We start from the raw sequence: 25,016 nt of genomic DNA on the forward strand, positions 1-25,016 counted from the left end.
TCAGCCCAAGGAAAACCCAAAGTGTCCAAGCAGAAACTGTATCTGCCCAAGCTGAATCCCCATTCGCCCAAGGAAAACCCAAAGTGCCCAAGCAGAAACTGTATCTGCCCAAGATGAATCTCTATCTGCCCAAGATGATAATCTAAGTGCCCAAGCTGAATCCCCATCTGCCCAAGTGAAATCTCCAAGTGCCCAAGGAGGAACCTTGTCCGCCCAAGCTAGAACTATATCTGCCCAAGATGATAATCTAAGTGCCCAAGCTGAATACTTATATGCCCAAGCCAAGATCCCATCCGCCCAAGGGAAAACCTCAAGAGCCCAAGCAGACCCTTCATCTGCCCGAGATAAATCCCCATCTGCCCAAGTGAAATTTCTAAGTGTACAAGAAAAATCTCCATCCGCCCAAAATTCCTGCCAACCCTTGACCCAATTTGAATAATCCCGCCAAAAAACCCCGCAAATTCTAAATTTGCCCCCAAAAACCGCCCCAAAATTCAAATTTCCTTCCAAACCCTTCCAAAACACGGCAAAATCTGCTATCCTACAAAAAAACAAATAATTCTCCTTTAATCCGAAATATTCTAAAAAAAGGAGTGGTACCGGTTGCTGCTGAAAGAATTCCAAACAACCCACTACAAAATCGCCCTGGAATCCCTAAACAAACGGCTGAACCCGCGCCACGAAAAAGCGCTCAAAATCGAAGAGGAACTCTCGTTGCAGGAAGCCGGAGAAATCGGCGAAAAGCAGCTCCTCACCATCCTGACCGAAAGCCAACTGCCCAAAAACACCTTCATTCTGCACAACGTCAACCTTCAATCCATCTTCAACATCAAATCGACGTAATGGTCATTTCACCCGGCTGGTGCCTGATTTTGGAAGTGAAAAACCTTACAGGAGAACTGATCTTCAACAACAATCCTCCGCAATTAATCTGTATAAAAGAAGAAAATAAAATCGCCTACCGCAGCCCCGAATCCCAACTCGACCAATACCTGTTCGGCCTCTCGAAATTTTTTGAACAACATCAACTGAAAGTCCCGATCCATGGGGCCATCTCGCTGCCGTTCACCAATGCCATCATTAAAACGCCTCCGTCCAAATACCCGCTTCTCCTGGGACGGGCCGTTATCAACCACATCTGGTCATTGCCGAAAAAAGACATCATCCCTTCCAAACAAGTGGCCGACCTTGTTCTCCAACACAATGCAGCCCCTTCCTGGAACCAGTTCCCGTTATCCCGGTATTACGGCATCGACCCGGCCGACATCCAAAGGGGCGTCGAATGCCCGCATTGCGGCGCCATCCCGATGAAACGGCTCAAACGCACATGGTTCTGCGAAAAATGTAAGAAGCGCCACATGCAGGCCCACGTCAAAGCCCTGAAAGACTACTATATGTAAATTGACAAATATATTTCCCCAAAAGAAGCCATGCACTACCTGCGCTTGCGGAACCGCTACGAAGCCAAGCGAATCCTGAAAGCCAACAGCAAATCCCGCATCGGCAACACCAGCCGCTGCAAATACGAATTATCATTGCAATGAAAGGAAGGAGACGGTGGAAGAATCGGCCATTCAACGACTGGAATCCGATTATCATCGAAATGAAGGAAAGGAGACGAGAGCGTGTCGATTATTGAACACGCTCTTTTTTTGTTGAGGGGAGGAGGAGGGGGTGCCTGATCAAATGGAGGAACTATGGGAGCGTGAGATACTAAATGCCCAAGTTGGTTCTGGAATTGCCCGGGAGGAGAAGATGAATGCACGAGTTGTAACCGTAAATGCCCAAGCTGAGGTTTTAACCACCCAAAAGAATCCCCCAAATGTCCAAGTAGATACTCCATCCGCCCAAGAGCTTCCCTCAAGTACCCAAGCGGCCACCTCATCCGCCCAAGAGAAAACTCCAAGCGCCCAAGCGGATACTTCATCTGCCCAAGAAAAATCCTTATCCGCCCAAGTGAAGTCTCTAGGTGCCCAAGAAAAAACTCCATCCGCCCAAAAGAAAACCCCATCCGCCCAAACCACCACCCCATCCCCCAATCCCACCCCACCAAACAAAAACGGAAGATAATGTGAAAATAATTCACAGTTTATGTCGAAAGATGTATACTAAAACACGTATGATTAATTTAAACAGAATACATCCTAACCAATAAACCTAAACAAAACGAGTGGTGGAGGACGGGGCGCGCAAAGCCCGACCGGTCACGGTGCCCAAACCCCAAGGCGCCATCCATGCATCCATGGGCCGAAGAGGACTTTGCGCCCGACAAAAAGGAAAATCGGATCCACACCAAACACCCATCTTGCCATAATCACCCACCTCACGCTCCGCCACCCGTTTCTGTAACGATTGAAAGGAAGTAACGATTAACATGACAAAAACAATGTGTGTAATCGGACTCGGTTACATCGGATTACCAACAGCGGTCACTTTCGCAAACCACGGAGTAAAAGTGCACGGCGTCGACATCAACCCGAATGCCGTCCGGAGCATTCAGGAGAAAAAGCTACATATTGAAGAACCGGGTCTTCAAGAACGGCTCAACAAAGCGGTGGACGAAGGATTCTTGACGGCTTCCACAACACCGCAGGAAGCGGACGTGTTCATCATCGCGGTGCCTTCGCCGATCAACCCGGACAAAACGGCGAACCTCGAATATGTTCGCGAAGCAACCAAATCCATCGTGCCATACTTGCGGAAAGGCAACCTGGTCATCCTGGAATCAACCGTGCCGCCGAAAACAGTGGAACGCGTCATGATTCCGGAGCTCGTGAAATCCGGCTTGGACATTGGCACAGAACTCTTCGTTGCCCACTCGCCGGAACGGGTCATCCCTGGCCGCATCTTTGAAGAATTAATCAACAACGGACGCATCATCGGCGGCATCAACAGACAATCCGCCGAAATGACGAAAGAACTTTATCAATTATTCGTAAAAGGGCCAATCCATCTCACGGATGCCACAACAGCGGAACTTGTCAAAGTCATGGAAAATACATACCGTGACGTCAACATCGCGTTCGCGAACGAATTGGCAAGACTAGCGGAAGACCTCGACGTGAACATTTGGGAAGCGATCCATTACGCCAACTTCCATCCGCGCGTAAACATCCACTTCCCGGGACCAGGCGTCGGCGGCCACTGCATCGCGGTGGACCCATGGTTCTTGGTGGAACTCGGCGGCGAAAAAGCCCAAATGATCCATCTGGCGCGGACGATCAACGACAGCATGCCGCTGTACACAGCGCAAAAAACGCAAAAAATCTTGAATGAAAATAAAATCGCGGGCGGCAAAGTGGCCGTGCTTGGCCTCGCCTTCAAAGGAAACGTCGACGACATGCGCGAAAGCCCATCCGTTGAAGTGATTCACGAACTTCAAAAATTGGGCCTCGAAGTCGTATCCTTTGACCCGCATATCAAAGAAAACAAACATCCGACACAAACCCAAAACTTTGAAGAAGCGGTCAACGATGCAGACATCCTGCTCGTCTTGACGGACCATAACGAATTCAAACAATACAACCCATTGTCTATCACGCCGAAAAATAAAATCGTCTTCGACACGAAAAACTGCCTGGACCGGGAAAAATGGAAAGAAGCCGGATTCCAATTCCACCTCCTCGGCGACTCCAAAAATAAATAATAAGGAAGCGACAGGGCATCGTGCGCCCTGTCGCTTTTTTATAGGAAGGGAATTCCGCGGCTGGATGCGGTTTGGCGGAAGCGCACAGAAAGTCAAGTTTGGTGGATGGGGATTCATCTTGGGCATATAGAAAGTCAACTTGGGCGGATGAGATTCAATCTTGGGCATATAAAAAATCAACTCGGGCAGAAAAGAAGCTATCATGGGCACATAAACCCCCATCTCAGGCAGAAAAGAACCCACCTCGGGCACATAGAACATCAACTCGGGCACATAAGCTCTCACTTTGGGCGCATAAGCAACCATCTCGGGCAGAAAAGAACCCACCTCGGGCACATAGAACATCAACTTGGGCAGAAAAGAACCCATCATGGGCACATGGAACATCAACTCGGGCACATAAGCTCTCACTTTGGGCGCATAAGCAACCATCTCGGGCAGAAAAGAACCCATCATGGGTACATAAACATTCATCTTGGGCATATAGAAGGTCAGCTTGGGCAGATATGATTTCAACTTGGGCAAATGTGGATTTATCTTGGGCGGATAAATATAAATCTTGGGCATATAGAAGGTCAGCTTGGGCAGATACGATTTCAGCTTGGGCAGATACGATTTCAGCTTGGGCAAATGTGGATTTATCTTGGGCGGATAAATATAAATCTTGGGTAAATAGAAAATCATTCAGGCAGATAGGGTCATACCTTGGGCGATAGAATTTTACCTTGGGCGCATAAGTATTCATCATGAGCGCATAAAAAGTCAACTCGGGCAGATGAGTCCTCAACTAAGGCGGATGGAGATTTATCTTGGTTACTTGAGAATTTCGCTCGGGCGGATGGAGTGCCTGCTTGAGCACTTGGAGGTTTCTCTTGGGCAAATATGATCTTACCTTGGGCATATAAGTATTCACCTTGGGCACTTAGAGAGTCAACTCGGGCATAAGAGGATATGGCTTGGGCGCTTGGAGATTTTTCTCGGGCAGATACGATTCCAACTTGGGCGGATGGGGATTCATCTTGGGCACTTGAGAATTTAGCTCGGGCGGATGGAGTGCCTGCTTGGGCACTTGGTGGTTTCTCTTGGGCAGATAGGCTCTTACTTTGGGCACATACCCCCCATCCCGGGCAAATAAAAAATCCCCTCCCGCGTATAAAACCCCGCCCCCCCGCCCATACTATTACCATCCACAACAAAATTCACACCATCCCCATTCCAAAGATGATAAAAACTGTCATGTTTTTATCATCTTTTTTTATCTGTACAATGCCGGATTTTTTGGTATGATGGAAAGCGGTGAAAACTACAAACGAATGGATGAAGGGAATATGAAAGAAACCGTATTGGGGATACAAGTCAATACCGAAACATACGACGAACTGATCCAACAAATCTTTGACCGCATCGAGAAAAAGGAAAAATCGCTCATTGTGGCGATCAATCCGGAAAAGATCATGAAAGCGAAAGACGATCCGGCTCTTAAAAAACTCCTTAACGAAGCGGAATTCCAAATCCCGGACGGCATCGGGGTCATCCTCGCTTCCAAATTGCAAAAAGGGAACATCATCGAAAGGGTCACAGGCATCGACCTGATGATGCGCATCTGCGAAGAAGCGGCCAAACGCCAAAAACGCGTCTTTTTATATGGAGCGAAACCGGGAGTCGCCGCGACGGCAGCGGAAAAATTGAAAGAACTGTACCCGGGCATCCAAATCGCGGGCGTGCAGCACGGTTATGAAAAAGATAACGAAAAGGTCGTCGCCGCGATCAATGAAGCGAAGCCGGACATCCTCTTTGTCGCGATGGGCAGTCCGAAACAGGAAAACTGGATCAACGCCAACCGGGACCGCCTATACCCGATCATCTACCAGGGGGTAGGGGGCTCTTTCGACGTGCTTGCCGGCAACGTCAAACGGGCGCCGGAATTTTTCCAAAAAATCGGCCTCGAATGGTTCTACCGGTTGATGCTGGAGCCGAAGCGGATCAAACGGCAAATGGCGCTGCCGAAGTTTTTGTTGGAAGTTCTTCGCAATAAATAAACCCGTTCCATGGCGGAGGAAGAAAGGCCTCCGAACGAAATTGGGCCATGTGCGCGCCGAAGTTCTTCGCAATAAATAAACCTAATCCATGGCGTGGAAGGAAGGCCTCCGAAAGAAACGGCCCTTGTGCGTTGCTAAAATTTTTGTTGGAAGTTCTTCGCAATAAATAAACCCGTTCCATGGCGGAGGAAGAAAGGCCTCCGAACGAAATTGGGCCATGTACGCGCCGAAGTTCTCGCAATAAATAACCCCGATCCATGGCAGAGGAAGGGAAGGCCTCCGAAAGAAACGGCCCTTGTGCGTTGTTAAAATTATTGTTGGAGGTTCTTTGCAATAAATAACCCCGTTCCGTGGCGCGAGGAAATCCTCCGAAAGAAACCGATCATGGGCAATGCCGGAGTTTTTGGGATGAACACTCCGCCCAATGAAATGTTCAACGCCTGTAAACACAACTTTTGGAATGAACACTCCGTCCAATGGCGGCGCAAGGAATGAATATAATTCCTTTGCAGCAAAAACACATGTCCCCGGGCAAAAGGGGAGCAGGTTTTCAAAATTGCCAATAAACCAGCCCTCACACCATCCGGCTGAGGGCTTTTTGCATTTTTAAGGCTTCCTGGCCGATGAACAAAGTGTCCGCCATGTGCCAGGAATCAAAAAAGGCTTCCCCCAAATCCTTGGAAAACGGAAATTCCAAGGGGAAAGCTCCTTTAGGGCAAAGGAAGGCACGGGCTTCCGCCAATTTTCCAATAAACTTCCGGGGGAAGCCCCGAAAACCATAAAAAATCCAATGGGCCCCCGGAATTATGGGAGAGCTCCCTAAAACCATAACCATCCATTGGAACGGAACAAAAAGTTTTCGATAACGTCCTGTAGACTAAAGCCCGAACCGCGCGTGGACCATGAAAGCGCTTGCGCCAAAGCGGCAGGAAAATCCAAGACCGGGAAAGATGCCTCCTCTTGCCGGTTGGACATTTCTCTAGTAAAATTAATCATAATTTTTGAAATTCATCGTCAATATCTTTCTTTTTTATTTATGTATAATGGTGATAACCGAAAGAAAAACTGGCCGCAGATTAAAAAATCCGCCAGCAAAGATATATTGATATAATTTAAGTAAAATTTAGATATTTTGCCAAAAAAAGAAGTGGCGTTTGGTGCGGAATATCGAGTAGAATAGCATCGAGCGGCTATTATTTTTTATCGGCATTTCATCCCGCTTTTTTAGCATTGCGATGATTCCAAGAAAAGCGTTAACCATCTTGGACATGATTCAAGAATCGCTTTTGCTTTCGATAAACTCGCCGATTCTGTCGGCCCAAAGCCGCCGACGATTTCAAGAAAGGCGCCAACTATCCAGAACATCATTCAAGGTTCGCTTTCGATCAAAGCGAAACCCTGTTTGGCCCAAAGGCAAGAGCAAACAACGATGCCGAAAACGGAATAAAATAAAAGCGAAACCCTGTCGGCCCAAAGCCGACCATTGAAAAACGCCGACTGTTTTGAAAAATAATTCAAGGCCCGCTTTCAAGAAAAACGCAACCATAAACCAACAACCGCAAAAAACGCATTCAACATATACCATACATCGGCATCCGCCCCAAAAACGCGGATTGCCCGTGCTGAAGGGATGACATCATCACCTATGATGAAACGAGAGCTAAGGAAGGAATTTATATGTTCTTAAAATCGACAGTGAAGAGGATTCTGAGATTTATATGCAGCTTGCTGATACCGGTTCGGCCCGGTACGGTTCTCATTCTGGAGAGCTCCTATCCTTCGGGTTCGAATACGCACATCCTGTACAAACGGCTGAAAGAAGCGGGGCGGTACCGAGTGGATCGCATCGAGCGCGGGGAATTGTTCCTGAAAAACAAATCCTTTTCCGAGGTGCTGCGGGTGCTGAAGCTGGTGGTCCGGATGTCCAGATATCAGTTGATCGTCTGCTCCCACGGCAATGAAAAATACAACAACAAGCAAATCCTGATCGATGTTTGGCACGGGATTCCGCTGAAGGCGATGCGCCATATGGAACCGACCGCCGCCGAACGGGGGCTGATGGAGCCGAACCTGGACTATCTGATCACCACTTCCAAAATGCATTCGGTGCTCATGGGGGCGACCCATCATATCCCGTTCACGAAACACCGGATTTTAGGATATCCGCGGAACGACCACCTGTTTGCGGAAATGAAAGAGGATGTCCTCAATCTCCAAAACTATGACAAGGTCCTGCTCTATATGCCGACGTTCCGTCAAGGCTACTATTTGAACCGGGTCGAAGGGAAAGTGTACGACAATCTGTTCAATTTCGAACACTTTTCCGAAGAAGATTTCATCCATTATCTGACCGAAAAGAACTATCTGCTGATTCTCAAATTGCATCCGATGGAAGAAAAAATCTTTAAAGAAAAATACAGCAAATATCAGGACCGGATTTTGTTCTTGACGACGGAAAAGCTGAAAGAGCTGGACATGGACTTGTATCAGATCCTGCCGCATACGGATCTGCTGATTACCGATTATTCCAGCATCTACTTCGATTATCTGCTGCTGGACAAGCCGATGGTTTTCATCAACGCGGACCTGGAAGAATACAAGGCGAACCGGGGCATCCTGCTGGAACCGTATGATGCATGGACGCCGGGCTATAAGGCGCAGAACCAGGAAAGCCTCGTGGATGCTATCGAGCGGAGCTTCCGGGAAGATGCATTCCGGCAAAAGCGCGGCGAACTGAAGGAAATTTTCCATCAGCACCAGGACGGCCATGCCACGGATCGGCTGATGGAATTGATCGGCCAATTGATGCAGAAACGATGAAACCTCCGGAACCGGTATGGCTCCGGCAAAATGCGGGCATTGCTCGGTGGGAGGAGCGGAAAGCGCGGCTCCGACCGAAACCATTCCACAACATTCAGCACAATAAGCATATGGAGGAACTGACTTGAAAAGGGTAATTACATACGGCACATTTGATTTATTGCACTATGGGCACATCAATTTGTTGAAACGGGCGAAGGAATTGGGGGATTACCTGATCGTCGGGTTGTCCACCAACGAATTCAACGAACAGAAGGGGAAAAAATGCTATTTCCCTTATGAAGAACGGAAAAAATTGCTGGAAGCGATCCGCTATGTGGATCTCGTCATCCCGGAAGAATGCTGGGAGCAAAAAATCGACGACATCAGGAAATATGACGTGGATATTTTTGTCATGGGGGATGACTGGAAAGGGAAATTCGACTATTTGAAAGACTATTGCGAAGTGGTGTATTTGAGCAGAACCCCCGAAATCTCGACGACCAAAATCAAACAGGATCTGGGACTGGATTCAACGAAATAACGCCTTGCGGACGATGGAACATTGCGCATCGTGCGCCTTTTGACGGACGTTGTCTGCCGCAAATCGCGCCTGCAAGATGATCGAACATCTCCCTGCCATCGGGGGGGTGTTTTTGTTTGGTCCTGCGGGCGGAATCCTCGGAACGGTCGGGATTGGAGGATTTAGATGCGCTGCAGGACTGCCTGAAATGGAATTCCGACGATTGCCGCTGCATAGGCTTTGTAGAGCGTCCGAATGCTGGAATTCCTGAGCCGTCCCCCGGGGGCCCCCTTCCCGAAAACCGGGGATTTTCATATATTTATGAAAAATTTGGTAGACTTATGTCAAGTCATGTATTATAATGTCAGTAGAGAGAAACATTGGTGGTGAATGGGACATTCACAGTGGCCATGGTTCTCTTTTTTTGTTGATTTGGCAAAAGATAAACCGAATTTCCTAAAATTCATGAAAAAATTTTGAAGAAACTAGTAATTTTGATGCTGATGCAATATATAATAAAACAACAAAAACGTTTTTTGTCTTGTCAAATTTTGCGCCTTTTGGAATAGAAGGAAGCGGTTTGCGGAATCGTTGTCCGGTACTTTCCAATATATTTACGGTAGATAACTGGCGGTGGCCGGCATTTTCATATGCCGTTGAAAACACGCCAAGCTGCCGGCGCCGGATGAGGAAGCCGCGAAAAATGAACACAGATGGCGCCATCAAATCTATCAATCTGCCATCATCGACAGCCATCATCTCCCGTGACTGCCGAATCTGTCATATTTTGCAGAAAAAATTCATATATAGTTCCTTAACTGCAAAATTTGGTATTTTATAGAATAAATGAGACTAAAACACTATGGAATCATACCATCGAATCATATTAGACTATGATTTGCAGAAAATCGAAAAAGAATATGCGTACTATTGGACTAACGGCGAAGGTCGCAAAGGAAACATTGAAATCTATCTCTCCTTTACACCAAGGGACAAGCATACGGGTTCACCGTGCTCCAGACCGGGGGCGACAGCGGCAGCCCGGCATTTTCTCCAACCAGCCGCCATATACCCCAAAACCTGCATACATACATAATGTCGAATGAAGAATACATATCCTGCAAGGGTCTTTCGCGATGCGGCATCGGCCGGCGGAGCGGAAAGAGGGCATGGACCCTTCCAACCAAACCCAAATGAAAGAAGGTTGTCACATCCATGAGTTATCAAAAGCGTTATATGCTGTTTTTTACCATCGATTCCTGCATTGTCCTATCGGCAATTTTCATCAGTTATTGGCTGCTCCATCCGACACTGAACGTCTATGACAACAAACTGATCATGCTCAGTGCTGTAACGCTTTTGATCAGCCACCACATCGCCGCTTATTTCTTCCATCTGTATGACCGGATGTGGAGCGTGGCTTCCGTCCGGGAACTGCTGATCATCTGCCTGGCGGTGACCATCTCTGTATCAACCGCCAGCTTATTGCAATTCATCATCAATCATGATGTCTATTTCCGCGTCATGGCGGTCACATGGATGCTGCACATCATCCTCATCGGCGGCTCGCGCTTCACTGTCCGATTGTTGAATGATAAAGAATCCTTCAAGCCGAAAGACAACTTGAAGCGGGTGCTGATCGTCGGGGCAGGTCAGGGCGGAACGATGCTCATCCGCAACTTGATCAACGCGTCGAATCCGGAATATCTGCCGGTGGCCATTGTCGACGACGATCCGAGAAAACAGCATCTGAAAATCATGAACGTCACGGTATGCGGCACTACGAAGGACATACCGGAAATCGTCAAAAAATATGATATCGAGGAAATCTTCATTGCCATCCCGTCCCTTGGAAGGGCCGGCATCAAAAGCATCTATGACCGGTGCGCCAAAACCCCGACGAAAGTGAAAATCATGCCGAACATCGAGGATGTCATGACGGGGAAAGTGTCGGTCAGCGAAATGAAAGAGGTCAACATCGAGGACCTGCTTGGCCGGGATGAAGTGAAGCTGGATATGAACGCCATTTCGAAAAAACTGACGAACAAGACCATTCTGGTGACCGGCGCAGGCGGATCCATCGGTTCGGAAATCTGCAGACAGGTGATGAAATTCAACCCGAAACGATTGATCCTGCTCGGGCACGGCGAGAACTCAATCTATACCATTTACATGGAACTAACCGAAAAACTCGGAAATCAATTCACGGAAATCGTTCCGGTCATCGCGGACATCCGGGACCGGAAACGGATATTCGAAATCGTGGATCAATACCGCCCGGACGTAATCTACCATGCGGCCGCCCACAAACACGTGCCGCTCATGGAATACAACCCGACGGAAGCGGTCCAGAACAACATTTTCGGAACGAAAAACGTGGCCGAAGCCGCGGACAAATACGGCGTGAAGAACTTCGTCATGATTTCGACGGACAAGGCCGTGAACCCGACAAACGTCATGGGCGCGACGAAACGGATCGCCGAAATGGTCGTGCAGGACTTGGCGAAGCGCAGCAAAACGAATTTTGCGGCCGTGCGTTTCGGAAACGTGCTCGGTTCACGGGGCAGCGTTGTACCGCGTTTTAAAGAACAGATCCGCGCGGGCGGGCCGGTGACGGTAACCCATCCGGACATGACCCGGTACTTCATGACCATTCCGGAAGCATCCCGGCTCGTGCTCCAGGCGGGCGCGCTGGCCAAGGGCGGCGAGGTGTTTGTCCTCGACATGGGCGAACCGGTCAAAATCGTCGACCTCGCGCGCAACCTGATCCGTTTATCGGGCTTTTCGGAAGACGAAATCAAAATCGAATTCACCGGCATCCGCCCGGGCGAAAAATTGTACGAGGAACTTCTGAACCCTGAAGAAATCCAGGAAGAATCCGTCTATCCGAAAATCCACGTCGGACGGGCCCGCTGCATGGAGCATGATCAACTGATGCTATTATTAAAACGTCTGGAAAACTTGAAGGATCCTAAAGAGATCCGAAGAATTACCGTCGGCGTGGCGAACAAGAAGTGGGATGTGCTGCAGGAAAGCGCCGCGCCCCAGGAAGAGCAGGCAATCGCTGAGTCAAAACTATCAATCGCCAAATAACTTAAGAGAAAGAAAGGAAGCTATGCATCATGACAGAAAGAATATATCTCTCTTCACCACATATGAGTGAGGAAGGGTACGAAATGGAATACGTCAAACAGGCTTTTGAGTCCAACTGGATTGCTCCATTGGGAGAGAATGTCAATCAATTTGAAAAGGAACTTGCCGAAAAGGTCGGCTCAAAAGCTGCGCTCGCCCTGTCATCCGGTACAGCCGCCATCCACCTGGCGTTGAAGGCGTTGGGCGTCGGTGAAGGAGATATCGTATTCTGTCAATCCCTTACCTTTGCGGCAACCGCCAATCCGATCATCTACCAGCACGCCACGCCGGTATTCATCGACAGCGACCCGGAAACCTGGAATATGTCGCCGGATGCGCTGGAAAAGGCATTCGAAAAATATCCGAATGCCAAGGCGGTCATCATTGTCCACCTATATGGTTTATCGGCGGATATTGACAGAATTTTAGAGATTTGCCAAAAATATAACGTCCCTTTGATCGAAGATGCGGCCGAGTCTTTGGGCTCCTATTACAAAGGGAAGCATACGGGCACCTTCGGGGAATTCGGAACGTTCTCCTTCAACGGCAATAAAATCATCACCACTTCCGGCGGCGGAATGCTCGTATCCGATGATGCCGAAAAAATTGAAAAAGCGAGATTCTGGGCAACCCAATCCAGGGAGCCGGCAAGACACTATGAACACAAGGAATTGGGATACAACTACCGCATGAGCAACGTCCTTGCCGGCATCGGCCGCGGCCAGTTGAAAGTGCTGGATCAGCGGGTGGCGAAGAAAAAATATATCTTTGAATTCTACAAACGGGAATTGGGCGGTTTGGAAGGCCTCGAATTCATGCCGGTCAACGAATGGAACGAACCGAACTACTGGCTCAGCGCCATCCAACTCACAGGCGACATCCGCCCGATCGACCTGATCGAAGCCCTGGAAAAAGAAAACATCGAATCCAGACCGGTCTGGAAACCGATGCACTTGCAGCCGTTCTACGAAAAATATGATTATATCCATCTCGGTACAGATGTCGCGGCGGAATTGTTTGAAAACGGCGTCTGCCTGCCGTCCGATACGAAGATGACGGATGAAGATTTGCATAGAGTTTGTGAAACGATTAAGGAGTTGTGGGCAAAAAGATGAATCCAAAAGGCGGAATTTATGCGAAATATATAAAACGGCCGATGGACTTTATATTATCATTGATCGCCATTATCGTACTGAGTCCGGTCTTCTTAATCGTTGCACTGCTGGTCAGAATTAATCTCGGAAGTCCGGTAATCTTTAAACAACAGCGTCCGGGGCTGAATGAAAAAATCTTTACGATGTACAAATTCCGCACGATGACGGATGAGAGAGATGAGAATGGGGAGTTGCTTCCTGACAGTGAGAGATTGACGAAGTTCGGAAAGTTTTTGCGATCTACATCTCTGGATGAACTGCCGGAACTCTTCAATATATTAAAAGGCGATATGTCCATTGTGGGACCGAGACCGTTATTAGTGCAATATCTTCCTTTATATAACGACCATCAAAGACGACGCCATGAAGTTCGTCCCGGTTTAACCGGGCTTGCGCAAGTGAACGGACGGAACGCAATCACTTGGGAAGAAAAATTCAATTTGGATGTTCAATATGTGGATCATGTCAGCTTTCTTGGAGATTGGAAAATTATTTTTCGGACTGTCAAGAAAGTGTTTGTGAGAGAAGGCATTAATTCGGAAACATCAGCAACGATGGAGCCTTTTACAGGAAATAAAAAGGAAGACATTATATATGAAAAATAAACTTCTGATTATCGGGGCAAGTGGACACGGAAAAGTTGTAGCAGATATCGCATTAAAAATGAATAAATGGGAAAGCATTTCCTTTTTGGATGATAACCAAAATCTAAAATCATCCATGGGGATTGATGTGATCGGAACTACAAAAGATGTTCATAAATTTATAGATTCTCATGATGTAATTGTAGGTATCGGAAACAACAGTACGAGAGAAAAGATTCAAAACATGCTGGAAAAATTAGGAGCAAGTATTCCAGTTTTAATACATCCCAGTGCCATTATCGGCAATGATGTTGAAATTGGGATTGGAACAGTAGTAATGGCAGGAGTTGTAATTAACTGCTGTACCAAAATTGGCAGAGGTTGCATTATCAATACAAGTGCCACAATCGACCATGACAATATAATAGAAGATTTTGTTCATATTTCGCCGGGAGCACATTTAGCAGGTACCGTAAAAGTTGGGAAAGGTTCATGGTTGGGAATCGGAAGTGTGGTTAGCAATAACATTAACATTTCAAGTGGATGCATACTTGGAGCAGGAGCAGTTGTTGTTAAAGATATTGTTGAACCTGGAACTTATGTTGGTGTCCCAGTGAGGAGAATTTGATGTATGAAGAAAAAGATTTGGATTTGGAACCACTATGCAACAGACATGTTTTTTAATAAAGGCGGAAGACATTATTGGTTTGCAGAAAATCTAAATAAAAACGGATATGAAACGACCATATTTTGTGCAAATACAAGACATAATACCGAGGAAGTTATAGATTTAAATAATAAAAAATATTTAATAAAAACTGTCAATGATATTCCTTTTGTATTTGTTCAAACAACACCATATACAGGCAATGGAATGAGCCGAGTTAAGAATATGGTTTGGTTCTATAAAAACTTGTTTCCGGTCGCAAAAGAGTATGCAAAAAAATATGGGAAACCGGATGTAATTTTAGCATCAAGTGTACATCCATTAACTCTTGTTGCGGGAATAAAAATTGCGAAGAAATTTGGCATCCCATGTATTTGTGAAGTACGGGATTTATGGCCTGAAGCTATTTTTGCTTTTGATAAAGCAAAGGAGAAAAGTTTATTGGGCCGTATACTAGTAGCCGGAGAATACTGGATTTATAGAAATGCTGATGCCCTGATTTTCACCAAAGAAGGGGATACGGATTATATTAAAGAGAAAAAATGGGATACTGCACAAGGCGGGAAAATTGATTTGAATAAATGTTTTTATATTAACAACGGAATTGATATAGAAGCGTTTAATCAAAACATTGATGAATATGTCATTGATGATGAAGATTTAAATTCCGAGAAATTTAATGTCGTCTATGCCGGTTCAATTCGTCCGGTAAATGATGTAGGTAAAATATTGACTGCTGCAAAGCTATTAAAAGATCAGCAAGATATACAATTTTTAATTTATGGTGACGGCAACCAAAGACCGATGTTGGAACAAAGAATTATAGATGAAGGCCTTACTAATGTAAAAATGAAAGGCTTTATAAATAAGAAATATATTCCATACATTTTAAGTAAAGCCAGTGTAAATCTATTGAATTATTCCCAGACACAATACAATTGGTCTAGAGGAAACAGCTCCAATAAATTGTTTGAATATATGGCATCGGGAAAACCTGTCATATCCACTGTAAAGATGGGCTATTCGATAATAGAAAAATATCAGTGTGGTATTGAACTTGAAAATAGCACTCCTCAAGAACTGGCAGATGCAATAATAAAAATTAAAAATATGTCCGAATCCGAGTACAAAAAAATTGGGGAAAATGCCAGAATCGGAGCAGAAGATTTTGATTTCAATCTATTAACTAAGAAGTTAATAGATGTAATTGAAGGTGTAGGTTGATAATAATGAATTTTACATTGATTAAATCAATCATTACAGAGTACGGATTACCATGGGCTTTTAACCGTTTTCTATATTCTCTTAAATTAAAAATGATGAATACTCTTCCTGTTACAGAAAACTTTTTTGAGAAAAAAGTTCAAGTAAAAAGATTAGATATTTTCAATTTTGATACAGAACCAATTGAAGATTTCTTAAACAAACTTCCAGAAGACAAGAAAGAAAAAATCATTTCAATTGCTGATAACGCGATAAAAGGGAAAATTTTAGGATTTTCTTCTATTGAATTGGATTATGGAAATCCAATCAACTGGCATCTGAATCCTCTTACTAATAAAGAAGTTGACAAGTCTTTGAAATGGTATAAAATCCCTGATTTTGACCAAGAACGTGGCGATATTAAAGTAATTTGGGAAGCATCCAGATTTACTCATTTATTTTACTTCATCAGAGCATATATCTTGACGAAAGACGCAAAGTATTATGAAGCATTTTCTGATCAATTGGCAAGTTGGTTAAGAGAAAACCCTTACTCATATGGAGCTAATTATAAATGTGGACAAGAAGCAACTTTAAGAATGATTAATGTTTTAATCGCTTATTCTGCATTTAAGTCGTATGGCCTTATTACAAAAAAAGATGAAGAAAATGTTCGGAAAATTGTGGAAGGCAGTTATAAAAAGGTTTTGTCAAACTTTTTTTATGCTCACAAGTGCATAAAAAATAATCATACTCTTTCAGAAATCACAGGACTTATTATTGGTGCGTGGGCATGTGGTGATACAAATAAATTAAAACGCGCGTATAAACTAATGGATAAAGAAATAGAAAAACAGTTTATTTCAGATGGTGGATACAAACAGTTTTCTTTCAATTATCAAAGATTTGCCCTTCAAATTATTGAGTTTGTTTTAAAAATCAATAATAAAACTGGTATGGATTTATCAGAACATACCAAGAAATTAATCAAAAATAGCGCATTATTGATGTATCAAATGCAAGATGATTCTGGTGATGTTCCGAACTACGGTTCGAATGATGGTGCGCTAATTTTCCCTGTTACAACGTGCGGATATAGAGATTTCAGACCGGTTTTAAATACAATATTTAGTTTCATAGATGGAAAAAGGATATATGAACCGGGGGAATATGATGAAGAACTTCTATGGTTTGGCAATAAAGGTATTGAAGAAATACCATGTTTGGAAATTGAAAGAAGATCTTCATCTTTCCATGAATCAGGTTTCTATTCATTCAGACATAAAAATGGCTTCTTAATGACGGTATTGCAAGATTTTAAATCCAGACCGGCCCAGATGGACCAACTTCATATCGACTTATGGCATAAAGGGATAAATGTATTTTGTGATAGCGGCACTTACTCTTATGCAACTGAAATTGGAAAACAACTATCATTAACCTCTGCCCATAACACAGTAGTTATTCCAGATAAAGAACAAATGAGCAAACATGGACCTTTTCTGATATATAATTGGAGTTTAAGAGAAAAAGTGAAGTATGAAACTAAAAGGTTTATTGGAACAATGATTTCAAAAAATGGTTATAAACACACCAGAGAAATAAAACAGACAGACTATGGATATTTAATTGTTGATCAAGTGTATTCAGAAGATGGCAACTGTATGTTCTATTTTCACACACCTTGTGAAATTAACACGATTTCTTCGAAAGAATTTGAGCTTTCTTATAAGGGAGAACCTATTTGCAATATAAAAACAAGTTTTGATGCGGAAGTTAATAAAGCATATAGAAGTTTGTACTATTTAAAAAAGGAAATAATCAATTGTATAGAAGTAAAAGGTAAAATGATAGACCAAAAATGTGAAGCGGAATTTGTAATTGAACTTTATTAACAATTAAAAACATATTTAAATAAATTAACGGAGGGTAAAATAATGAAAATTTGTGTTGTAGGTCTAGGATATATTGGATTACCGACTGCGGCAATGTTTGCTAATTCTGGTCACGATGTTTTGGGAGTAGATATAAATGAAAAAGCTGTAAATCTACTAAACCAAGGAAAGATTCATATTGAGGAAGTAGGATTGGAAGAGTTAGTGAAAAAAGTGGTTGAAAGCGGAAAATTAAAGGCTTCCACTACTCCTGAAGAAGCGGATGCATTTATTATTGCAGTTCCTACACCGATTTACCCGGATCATACTGCTAATTTAGATTATGTAAAATCTGCTACTGAAAGTATTTTACCTTTTTTGAAAAAAGGAAATGTAGTAATTGTGGAATCAACAATACCTCCGCGAACTATTGATGATTTCGTAGCGCCAATTATTCAAGCTGAAGGTTGGAACGTTGGAGAAGAGATTTTCCTTGCTCACTGCCCGGAAAGAGTACTGCCAGGAAGAATATTAATTGAATTAGTCGAAAATACTCGCATTGTTGGCGGTATCAATGAAATTTCTGCAAAGAAAGCCGCTCAAGTTTATGGTACCTTTGTTAAAGGTGACATTATTACAACAAGTGCTCTTACTGCAGAAATGGCAAAACTAATGGAAAATACGTATCGGGATGTAAATATTGCTCTAGCAAATGAATTAGCGAAAATCTCAGAAAAACTCGGGATTAATGCATTGGAAGTAATTCAATTGGCCAATAAACATCCTCGTGTGAATTTGCATCAGCCGGGACCAGGGGTAGGAGGTCATTGTTTGGCAGTAGATCCTTACTTCATTATTGAAAAGGCTCCGGAAGAAGCGATTCTAATAAACAATGCAAGAAAAATAAATAATTCTATGCCTGAGTTTGTTGTTCAACAAGTGGAAAAAATGGTTGAAAAAAATGGGAAAATAGCTGTTTTTGGACTAACTTATAAAGGGAATATAGATGATGTTCGGGAAAGCCCTGCGTTAGAGATCGTAAATCTATTGCAAGAGAAAAATTATCAACTTTCAATTTATGATCCACATGTTAGCCAAGAACAGGTGCCGTTCCCTTTATCTACTTTTGATGAAGCAATCAACCAAGCAGAATGTATTTTAGTATTAGCGGATCATAATGAATTTAAATCTTTAGATGAAGTGAAGATTTATTTAAATATGAAGAAACCATTGGTGTTTGACACGAAAAACTGCGTGAAAATCAATAGTACAGCTATAAAATATTATAATTTTGATAATTTATATGAATTAAATCAAAATATAACAACATTAGTTTGATTAACAGTTAGAGAAAGCGCCACTGTATGTGCGAAATAATTTGTACTATACAGTGGAATCTTTTTCTAGATACAATAAAATTAAGTTGAAGTGAATACAGAGATTAATGCAAAATTTGCGGTGAAAAGAGGTACGGAAGTGAAGCAGCTGTTTTTAAACGTAAAAGATGGTACTGTTCAATTAATTGATACACCCTATCCGACAGTTAAAGATAATCACGTAATAGTTGAAACCCATTATACAGTAATTAGTGCTGGTACAGAGCGTAGTATAACATCTTTTGGAAGCAAAAATTTAATTCAAAAAGCTTTAGAGAGACCGGATCAAGTAAAAAAAGTGATGGAAAAAATGTCTACAGATGGAATTCTCACTACAATCGATTCGGCTTTTACCAGACTTAATGAACCAATGCCAATGGGATATTCCGGGGTAGGAAAAGTTGTGGCATGTGGTCGTGGGGTTACCGAAGTGGAAGTCGGTGATATAGTGGCCATGGCTGGCCAAGCCTACCATAGTGAAGTGAACCGTGTTAATAAAAATCTTATTGCAAAAATTCCGAAGGATTTTAAAGATTATAGACAAGGGGCTCTCTGTGCGCTTGGCGGGATAGCATTACAGGGGATTCATCAGGCGAAAGTTGTGCCTGGCGAAACAGTTGCTGTAATAGGACTTGGGTTGTTAGGACATATCACTTCCCGCATTCTATATGCCTATGGTTGTGACGTTATTGGCTATGATATTGTGGATAAAACTTTGCCAGGGACAAAACTAAAAGCTTTTGTTAATTCAAACGATGAAAATGCAGAGGATATAACAAAGTCACTGACAAAAGGAAGAGGAGTAGATAAAGTCATTATTACAGCAGCTGCTAATAGCAATGCTCCAATGGATTTGGCAGCGGCCATTGCCCGTGACCGTGCAATCATATGCATGATTGGTGTAACACAAATGAATATTGATAGACGCCCATTTTATGAAAAAGAGTTAGTATTTACAATAGCCCGCTCTTATGGTCCTGGAAGATACGATTCAACATATGAAGAAAAAGGGATTGACTATCCGATAGGTTACGTTCGATTTACCGAAGGGCGAAATATTGAAGAGTTTATTCGTTTACTCGTTGAAAACAAAGTTGATTTCTCGGACTTAATAACACATGAAATTGATTTTGATAGAGCTGAAGAAGCCTATGAAATGATTACAACAAATAAAAACAATGAGCGATATATAGGAATATTATTAAAGTATCCTCAGAATGAACAAAAGTGGCAAAAAACAATCATTGGTTCCAAAAATACTATTGATAAAGATAAGATTTCAATCGGTTTAATCGGGGCTGGGAATTTTGCGAGAAACACTCTTTTACCGATCATGAAAGAAACAGGATTATATCATTTTAGAGCTCTTGCTACAACAGGTGGAGTGGGTGCAGCACAAGCAAAGCATGTTTTTTCATTCGATTATGTAACGAATGATTATAAAGAATTGATCAATGATGATAGCATTGATTTAATTGTTGTGTCAACGCAACATAATAGCCATGCAAAATTTGTAGTTGAAGCACTTAATGCTGGAAAACATGTTTATTGCGAAAAGCCGCTCTGCTTAACTCTTGAAGAGCTAGATCAAATTGAAGAAGCGTATAAAGAGTCAAAAGGTGAATTATTCTGTGGTATGAATAGAAGACATGCTCCTCTTATCCAACAAATTAAAAAGATTCTATCTACCGATAAGATTCCAGCCGTTTATGATTATATTTGTAATGCAGGATATATACCGGAAGATCACTGGACTCAGGATGAAAAAATAGGTGGGGGAAGAATAATCGGTGAAGCATGCCATTTTGTAGATGTGATTCAATATCTTGATGGCACAGAATTAGAGTCTTTAAAAGTTTCTTTTGCTCAAAATGAAGCTTATCCAAAGAAAGACAATGCAATTATTACCCTAAAATTTAAATCAGGTGCAATTGGAAATATTATTTATACTTCCATGGGGTCAAAAAAATATCCAAAAGAACAATTAAGAGTTTTCTCCAATGGTATTGTTTGTGAAATGGACAATTATATTAAATTGAGTCAGTATGGAAGTTCCAAGAAGACTAAAATTAAGTTAAGACAAGATAAGGGGATCAAAGATGAATATCATTATATTTATCAGGTGCTGAATGGAGAAATAAAAAATAACATTGCAGTTAATGATGCATTTTTAAATCATAGATTATTAATTAAGAGTTTAATAAGTAGTCATAATAGTGAGAATTTTTGATAAATGATGTTGAGAATAAGTAAAAAACTGGGATGTGGAAATTATGGATAATTTAATTGTTGGTGTTGATGCATCTAATATTAGAGCTGGTGGCGGGCTTACACATTTAAAAAATTTATTAGATTATTTTGAAACAGAAAATAGCAATATTAAAAAAATAATAGTTTGGGGAAATCAAGAAACTTTATTAAAATTACCAGAAAAAGAACACATAATAAAAGAGTCACATCCTTTGATTAAAAAATCAATTATATCGAGAACTTTTTGGCAAAAGTTTATATTACCTAAATTGCTTGAAAAAAATTCTGTTAATGCATTGTTATCACCAGGAGGTATTACTCCAAAAAGGAAAAAAAATATCCCTTATATTGCTATCTCTCAAAATTTGCTTCCTTTCGAAAAAAGCGAGTACACTAGGTATCCTATATTGAGTTATACAAGATTAAGGTTATTCATTTTAAGAAAAGCTCAACTCAAATCCTTTAAGAATTCAGATGGTATTATTTTTCTTAGCGAATACGCCAAGAATGTTATTCAAAAGAAATTAGGAAATAGTGAAGAAAATTACAATATTGTTATTCGACATGGGATTGAAAAGAGATTTCTTAAAAAGCCAAGAGTCACAACTGATATAGTGAACTATAGTAATCAAAATCCTTTTAAAATATTGTATGTTTCAATTATTAATTACTATAAACATCAAATTAAAGTTGCGGAAGCATGCAGAAAATTAAGAGAGAAAGGCTATCCAATTGAAATTGAATTTATTGGACCTTCCTATAAGCCTGCACTATTGGATTTTGAAAAGTATATTAGTAATTTAGATGATAGTACTTTTATTAAATATTCAGGAAAAATACCTTTCGAAGAACTTCATAACAAGTATTATAATGCAGATGCGTTTATTTTCGCTTCAAGTTGTGAAAACCTACCAAATATATTAATTGAAGCAATGGCATCCGGTTTACCAATTGCTTCTTCTAATAAAGGCCCAATGCCAGAAGTCTTAGGTGATGCAGGTGTGTATTTCGATCCGGAAAATGTAGAAGAGATAGCTATTGCAATTGAAACTTTACTAACGAATAAAGAATTGAGAACAAAGCTGGCTAATTTGGCATATAAAAAAGCTCAAGAATATTCTTGGGAAAATTGCGCATTTGAAACATTTAAATTTGTAGAAAACATCTGTTTAAAAAAGGAAAAGGTACATTAGAAACTTAAGAAGGTGGATCAATGGAAAAACAGAATAAAGAATCGATTATATTAGTTACAAATATTCCTACCCCATATAGAATAGATTTATTTAAGGAAATGCAAAATCAAATTAACACTAAATTTAATATGGATTTCCAAGTATGGTTTATGTCGGATACTGAACCAACACGGCATTGGAAAATTGATAAAACTTCACTAAAGTTTAATAACAAATTCTTTAAAGGTTTACATCCTACAATTAAAGGTATCCCTTATCATTTAAATATAGGAATGTTACTGGAATTGAATAAAATAAGACCAAAATATTTGATTGTTGGGGGTGCTTGGGTTTTTCCAAGTACAATATTAATAGCATATCTTAAAAGATTTTTATTTCCAACTACAAAAATGATATTTTGGTCAGAAGCCCATTTAGTTAATAAGAATAGCGAAAATAAATTATTAAAATCAATTAAAACAAGTATATTTTCTAAATTTGATGGGTTTATTGTACCCGGAGCAAAGGCATTACAATATGTAAAAAATTATTCAAAAAACAACAAAAAAGTGTTGGTTTTACCAAATACAGTTGATGAAAGAAAATTTCATTATAAGGTTAAGGAGTTACGTAGTAATAGAAGAGAGCAAATAAGAGAAAGTTTAGGAGTGAAAAATTCTGAACTATTACTAATACTCCCAGCAAGGCTAATAGAAGTAAAAGGAATAATTCCTTTTTTAAAAGCTTTAAGAGAAAGTGAAACATTATCAAATTTTAAATTATTTATTGCTGGGGATGGCGTTCTTAAAGATTCTATTGAAAGTGAGATAAAAAATGGTCTCGAAAAGATCGTCTATTTAATGGGGCATGTTGATGAAATGAAAATGTTGGAGTTGTATGCTGCTGCTGATATCTTTGTATTACCTTCAATTTATGATGCAAGTCCACTCACTGTTGTTGAAGCACTTTGGGCTGGACTTCCACTTTTGTTGTCCACAGGCGTTGGAAATAACGAAGAAGCATTAATAAATGAAGAAAATGGATGGTTATTTGATATAAAAAATAAAAACGATACTATTAGAGTGATAGAGAAAGCATTGAGTACTGATAAAGAGATATTAAAAACATATGGTAGGAAATCAGAAGAAATAGCTTTTTGTAATTTTGATAAAGAAACTCAGGTAGAAAAACTATTAAATAAGTTGATAAATAATTTGTAACTGTAAAATTATTTTCATATCAATGTGAGGAATTTTAATCTGGATTATTAGATTGGAGTAAAAAAATGAAAATAATTTTTTTAATTAAAGGAAATTTAGAAAGAAATGTTCCGATAATAACACAAATAATGGTGGCGTTAGAAAAAAAGTATGAAGTAAGTGTAATTTGTTCAAAGTGTGATATTAAGCTATTCGATTTACTGGAGAAAAAAGGAGCAAAAATCTATTGTTCGTCACATAATACCTTTGGTACATCTATAATTAAAAAAGTATCTGATTGGTATGGGGTTAGAAAAAATTTTAAAGAAATACTACATAGAATATATACTAATCGAGATATATTATATATTGGCTCTGTAGATACTGCTCTTGCTATGGGAAAAGAAATAATGAAATATCCGTATATTCTTCATATTAGAGAATTGTATGATACTCATCCGATTTATTTAAAGTTAATGAGACCTTTCGCTCAGTCAGCTAAAGTTGTGATAATACCGGAATATTCACGGGCTGCAATTTTAAAATGTTGGTTAAATTTAAAGAAAACACCGGTTGTTATACCAAATAAAACATATGATCATCCTAGGAAAAGAAATATTAAAATATATAATTATGACTTAAACAGAATGATCAATAGTTTATCTGATAAAAAGATTCTTTTATATCAAGGACATATAGGCAGAGATCGTGGAATTAAAGAATTGATTGGATCGTTAATGAAAAATTTAGATGATAATTATGTTCTTGTATTAATGGGGCAAAATCATGATGGATTCGTAGAAGAATTAATAAGTAAGTATCCTCGAGTGTATCATATTAATCATGTTCCAGCCCCCTTCCACTTACAAATAACAAGTCATGCATATATTGGATTAGTAACGTATGATGATAGTAATTTAAATAATATTTTTTGTGCACCTAATAAAATATATGAATATAGTGGATTTGGAATACCAATATTAGGTCGCGATATTCCAGGTTTAAAATATACAATAGGTAACAATAATGCTGGTTTATGCGTAGATATTACAAACGAAAATGAAGTGCAACAAGCTTTAAGGGAAATTGATAAAAATTATAACTTTTATTCAGAAAATGCTAGTAAGTTCTTTGAAGATACAGATTTAGAAAAGTTATTTGGTAGAATAATGAAAGAATTTGATTGAATAGGTATAACTTTAATTAATATAATTTTGAATTTAATAAGAAATAAGTTGTCTTATTTTATTAATGCAAATGGTTCGGATGATTTAGATGTAGTATAGATTTATGGACACAACTTGGTTAAGTCATTAATATTAAACTAACGAAAGGTTGTGTCCGAATCATGAGTCAAAAACGGTATAATCAAGAATTTAAACAAACAGTAGTTGAGCT

23 protein-coding genes are annotated in these 25,016 nt (G+C 40.9%); 18 read left to right on the forward strand and 5 right to left on the reverse strand.

All coding sequences use genetic code 11. The annotated features are described in order from the left end of the window. Positions 1 to 624, reverse strand: a complete 624-nt coding sequence (locus FKZ59_RS07925) for a hypothetical protein (RefSeq protein ID WP_141602215.1) — start codon at positions 622 to 624, stop codon at positions 1 to 3. Here FKZ59_RS07925 and FKZ59_RS07930 point away from each other — a divergent pair. From FKZ59_RS07930 to FKZ59_RS07945, 4 genes are all read left to right on the forward strand, one after another. Continuing rightward, positions 604 to 843, forward strand: coding sequence for a hypothetical protein (locus FKZ59_RS07930; RefSeq protein WP_141602216.1), 240 nt, complete (start codon positions 604 to 606; stop codon positions 841 to 843). The two genes, FKZ59_RS07925 and FKZ59_RS07930, sit on opposite strands and share 21 nt — an antisense overlap. A gap of 35 nt (positions 844 to 878) precedes the next feature. After that, positions 879 to 1,400, forward strand: coding sequence for a hypothetical protein (locus tag FKZ59_RS07935; protein WP_246045849.1), 522 nt, complete (start codon positions 879 to 881; stop codon positions 1,398 to 1,400). A gap of 286 nt (positions 1,401 to 1,686) precedes the next feature. Then, positions 1,687 to 2,070: a hypothetical protein gene (locus FKZ59_RS07940; protein ID WP_141602218.1), complete on the forward strand. Its 384-nt coding sequence runs from the start codon at positions 1,687 to 1,689 to the stop codon at positions 2,068 to 2,070. Positions 2,071 to 2,374: 304 nt separating this feature from the next. Next, complete coding sequence (locus FKZ59_RS07945) at positions 2,375 to 3,646, forward strand: nucleotide sugar dehydrogenase (protein ID WP_141602219.1); 1,272 nt, start codon at positions 2,375 to 2,377, stop codon at positions 3,644 to 3,646. A gap of 223 nt (positions 3,647 to 3,869) precedes the next feature. On the opposite strand, the gene FKZ59_RS07950 is transcribed toward FKZ59_RS07945, so the two are convergent. Then, a complete protein-coding gene (locus FKZ59_RS07950; protein WP_141602220.1) occupies positions 3,870 to 4,391 on the reverse strand; it encodes a hypothetical protein in 522 nt (173 codons plus the stop codon). Positions 4,392 to 4,974: 583 nt separating this feature from the next. Between FKZ59_RS07950 and FKZ59_RS07955 the strand changes: the two genes are divergently transcribed. Continuing rightward, a complete protein-coding gene (locus tag FKZ59_RS07955) occupies positions 4,975 to 5,685 on the forward strand; it encodes a WecB/TagA/CpsF family glycosyltransferase (RefSeq protein ID WP_141602243.1) in 711 nt (236 codons plus the stop codon). 574 nt (positions 5,686 to 6,259) lie between these two features. Here the strand turns inward: FKZ59_RS07955 and FKZ59_RS15110 are convergent. Both FKZ59_RS15110 and FKZ59_RS14730 read right to left on the reverse strand, forming a co-directional pair. After that, positions 6,260 to 6,382, reverse strand: coding sequence for a hypothetical protein (locus FKZ59_RS15110; RefSeq protein ID WP_281279202.1), 123 nt, complete (start codon positions 6,380 to 6,382; stop codon positions 6,260 to 6,262). Positions 6,383 to 6,909: 527 nt separating this feature from the next. Further along, entirely contained in the window at positions 6,910 to 7,053 is a 144-nt protein-coding gene (locus FKZ59_RS14730) for a hypothetical protein (RefSeq protein ID WP_181733224.1), read from the reverse strand. A 309-nt stretch (positions 7,054 to 7,362) separates the two neighbouring features. Here FKZ59_RS14730 and FKZ59_RS07960 point away from each other — a divergent pair, with 309 nt between their 5' ends. Beyond that, positions 7,363 to 8,505, forward strand: a complete 1,143-nt coding sequence (locus FKZ59_RS07960; RefSeq protein WP_141602221.1) for a CDP-glycerol glycerophosphotransferase family protein — start codon at positions 7,363 to 7,365, stop codon at positions 8,503 to 8,505. Positions 8,506 to 8,629: 124 nt separating this feature from the next. After that, the gene (gene tagD / locus FKZ59_RS07965) at positions 8,630 to 9,028 is read left to right on the forward strand and encodes a glycerol-3-phosphate cytidylyltransferase (RefSeq protein WP_141602222.1); all 399 of its coding nucleotides are present in this window, start codon (positions 8,630 to 8,632) and stop codon (positions 9,026 to 9,028) included. Positions 9,029 to 9,463: 435 nt separating this feature from the next. Here the strand turns inward: tagD and FKZ59_RS07970 are convergent, their stop codons facing one another. After that, entirely contained in the window at positions 9,464 to 9,766 is a 303-nt protein-coding gene (locus FKZ59_RS07970) for a hypothetical protein (RefSeq protein WP_141602223.1), read from the reverse strand. A gap of 456 nt (positions 9,767 to 10,222) precedes the next feature. On the opposite strand from FKZ59_RS07970, the gene FKZ59_RS07975 reads away from it, so the two are divergent. The 11 genes from FKZ59_RS07975 (at position 10,223) to FKZ59_RS08025 (ending at position 24,805) form a co-directional block, all read left to right on the forward strand. Then, positions 10,223 to 12,100 carry a nucleoside-diphosphate sugar epimerase/dehydratase gene (locus FKZ59_RS07975; RefSeq protein WP_141602224.1) on the forward strand — a complete coding sequence of 626 codons (1,878 nt, stop codon included), beginning with the start codon at positions 10,223 to 10,225 and terminating at the stop codon, positions 12,098 to 12,100. 29 nt (positions 12,101 to 12,129) lie between these two features. Beyond that, entirely contained in the window at positions 12,130 to 13,254 is a 1,125-nt protein-coding gene (locus tag FKZ59_RS07980) for a DegT/DnrJ/EryC1/StrS family aminotransferase (protein WP_141602225.1), read from the forward strand. After that, on the forward strand, positions 13,251 to 13,898 hold the full coding sequence (locus FKZ59_RS07985; protein WP_141602226.1) for a sugar transferase: 648 nt from the start codon (positions 13,251 to 13,253) through the stop codon (positions 13,896 to 13,898). The genes FKZ59_RS07980 and FKZ59_RS07985 overlap by 4 nt, the downstream gene beginning before the upstream one ends. Then, complete coding sequence (locus FKZ59_RS07990) at positions 13,888 to 14,505, forward strand: acetyltransferase (protein ID WP_141602227.1); 618 nt, start codon at positions 13,888 to 13,890, stop codon at positions 14,503 to 14,505. Before FKZ59_RS07985 ends, FKZ59_RS07990 begins: the two co-directional genes overlap by 11 nt. A 3-nt stretch (positions 14,506 to 14,508) precedes the next feature. Further along, on the forward strand, positions 14,509 to 15,768 hold the full coding sequence (locus tag FKZ59_RS07995; RefSeq protein ID WP_141602228.1) for a glycosyltransferase family 4 protein: 1,260 nt from the start codon (positions 14,509 to 14,511) through the stop codon (positions 15,766 to 15,768). 5 nt (positions 15,769 to 15,773) lie between these two features. Next, complete coding sequence (locus tag FKZ59_RS08000; protein WP_141602229.1) at positions 15,774 to 17,642, forward strand: heparinase II/III domain-containing protein; 1,869 nt, start codon at positions 15,774 to 15,776, stop codon at positions 17,640 to 17,642. Between the two features lie 42 nt (positions 17,643 to 17,684). Beyond that, on the forward strand, positions 17,685 to 18,959 hold the full coding sequence (locus FKZ59_RS08005; protein ID WP_181733225.1) for a nucleotide sugar dehydrogenase: 1,275 nt from the start codon (positions 17,685 to 17,687) through the stop codon (positions 18,957 to 18,959). Between the two features lie 138 nt (positions 18,960 to 19,097). Further along, a complete protein-coding gene (locus FKZ59_RS08010) occupies positions 19,098 to 21,227 on the forward strand; it encodes a bi-domain-containing oxidoreductase (RefSeq protein WP_141602231.1) in 2,130 nt (709 codons plus the stop codon). Positions 21,228 to 21,270: 43 nt separating this feature from the next. Further along, complete coding sequence (locus FKZ59_RS08015) at positions 21,271 to 22,440, forward strand: glycosyltransferase family 4 protein (RefSeq protein WP_141602232.1); 1,170 nt, start codon at positions 21,271 to 21,273, stop codon at positions 22,438 to 22,440. A gap of 20 nt (positions 22,441 to 22,460) precedes the next feature. Next, complete coding sequence (locus FKZ59_RS08020) at positions 22,461 to 23,639, forward strand: glycosyltransferase family 4 protein (RefSeq protein WP_141602233.1); 1,179 nt, start codon at positions 22,461 to 22,463, stop codon at positions 23,637 to 23,639. Between the two features lie 65 nt (positions 23,640 to 23,704). Further along, on the forward strand, positions 23,705 to 24,805 hold the full coding sequence (locus FKZ59_RS08025) for a glycosyltransferase (protein WP_141602234.1): 1,101 nt from the start codon (positions 23,705 to 23,707) through the stop codon (positions 24,803 to 24,805). The last annotated feature ends 211 nt before the right edge of the window (positions 24,806 to 25,016 follow it).

The sequence above is a fragment of the Ureibacillus terrenus genome (assembly GCF_006569205.1).
Lineage (GTDB): Bacteria > Bacillota > Bacilli > Bacillales_A > Planococcaceae > Ureibacillus > Ureibacillus terrenus.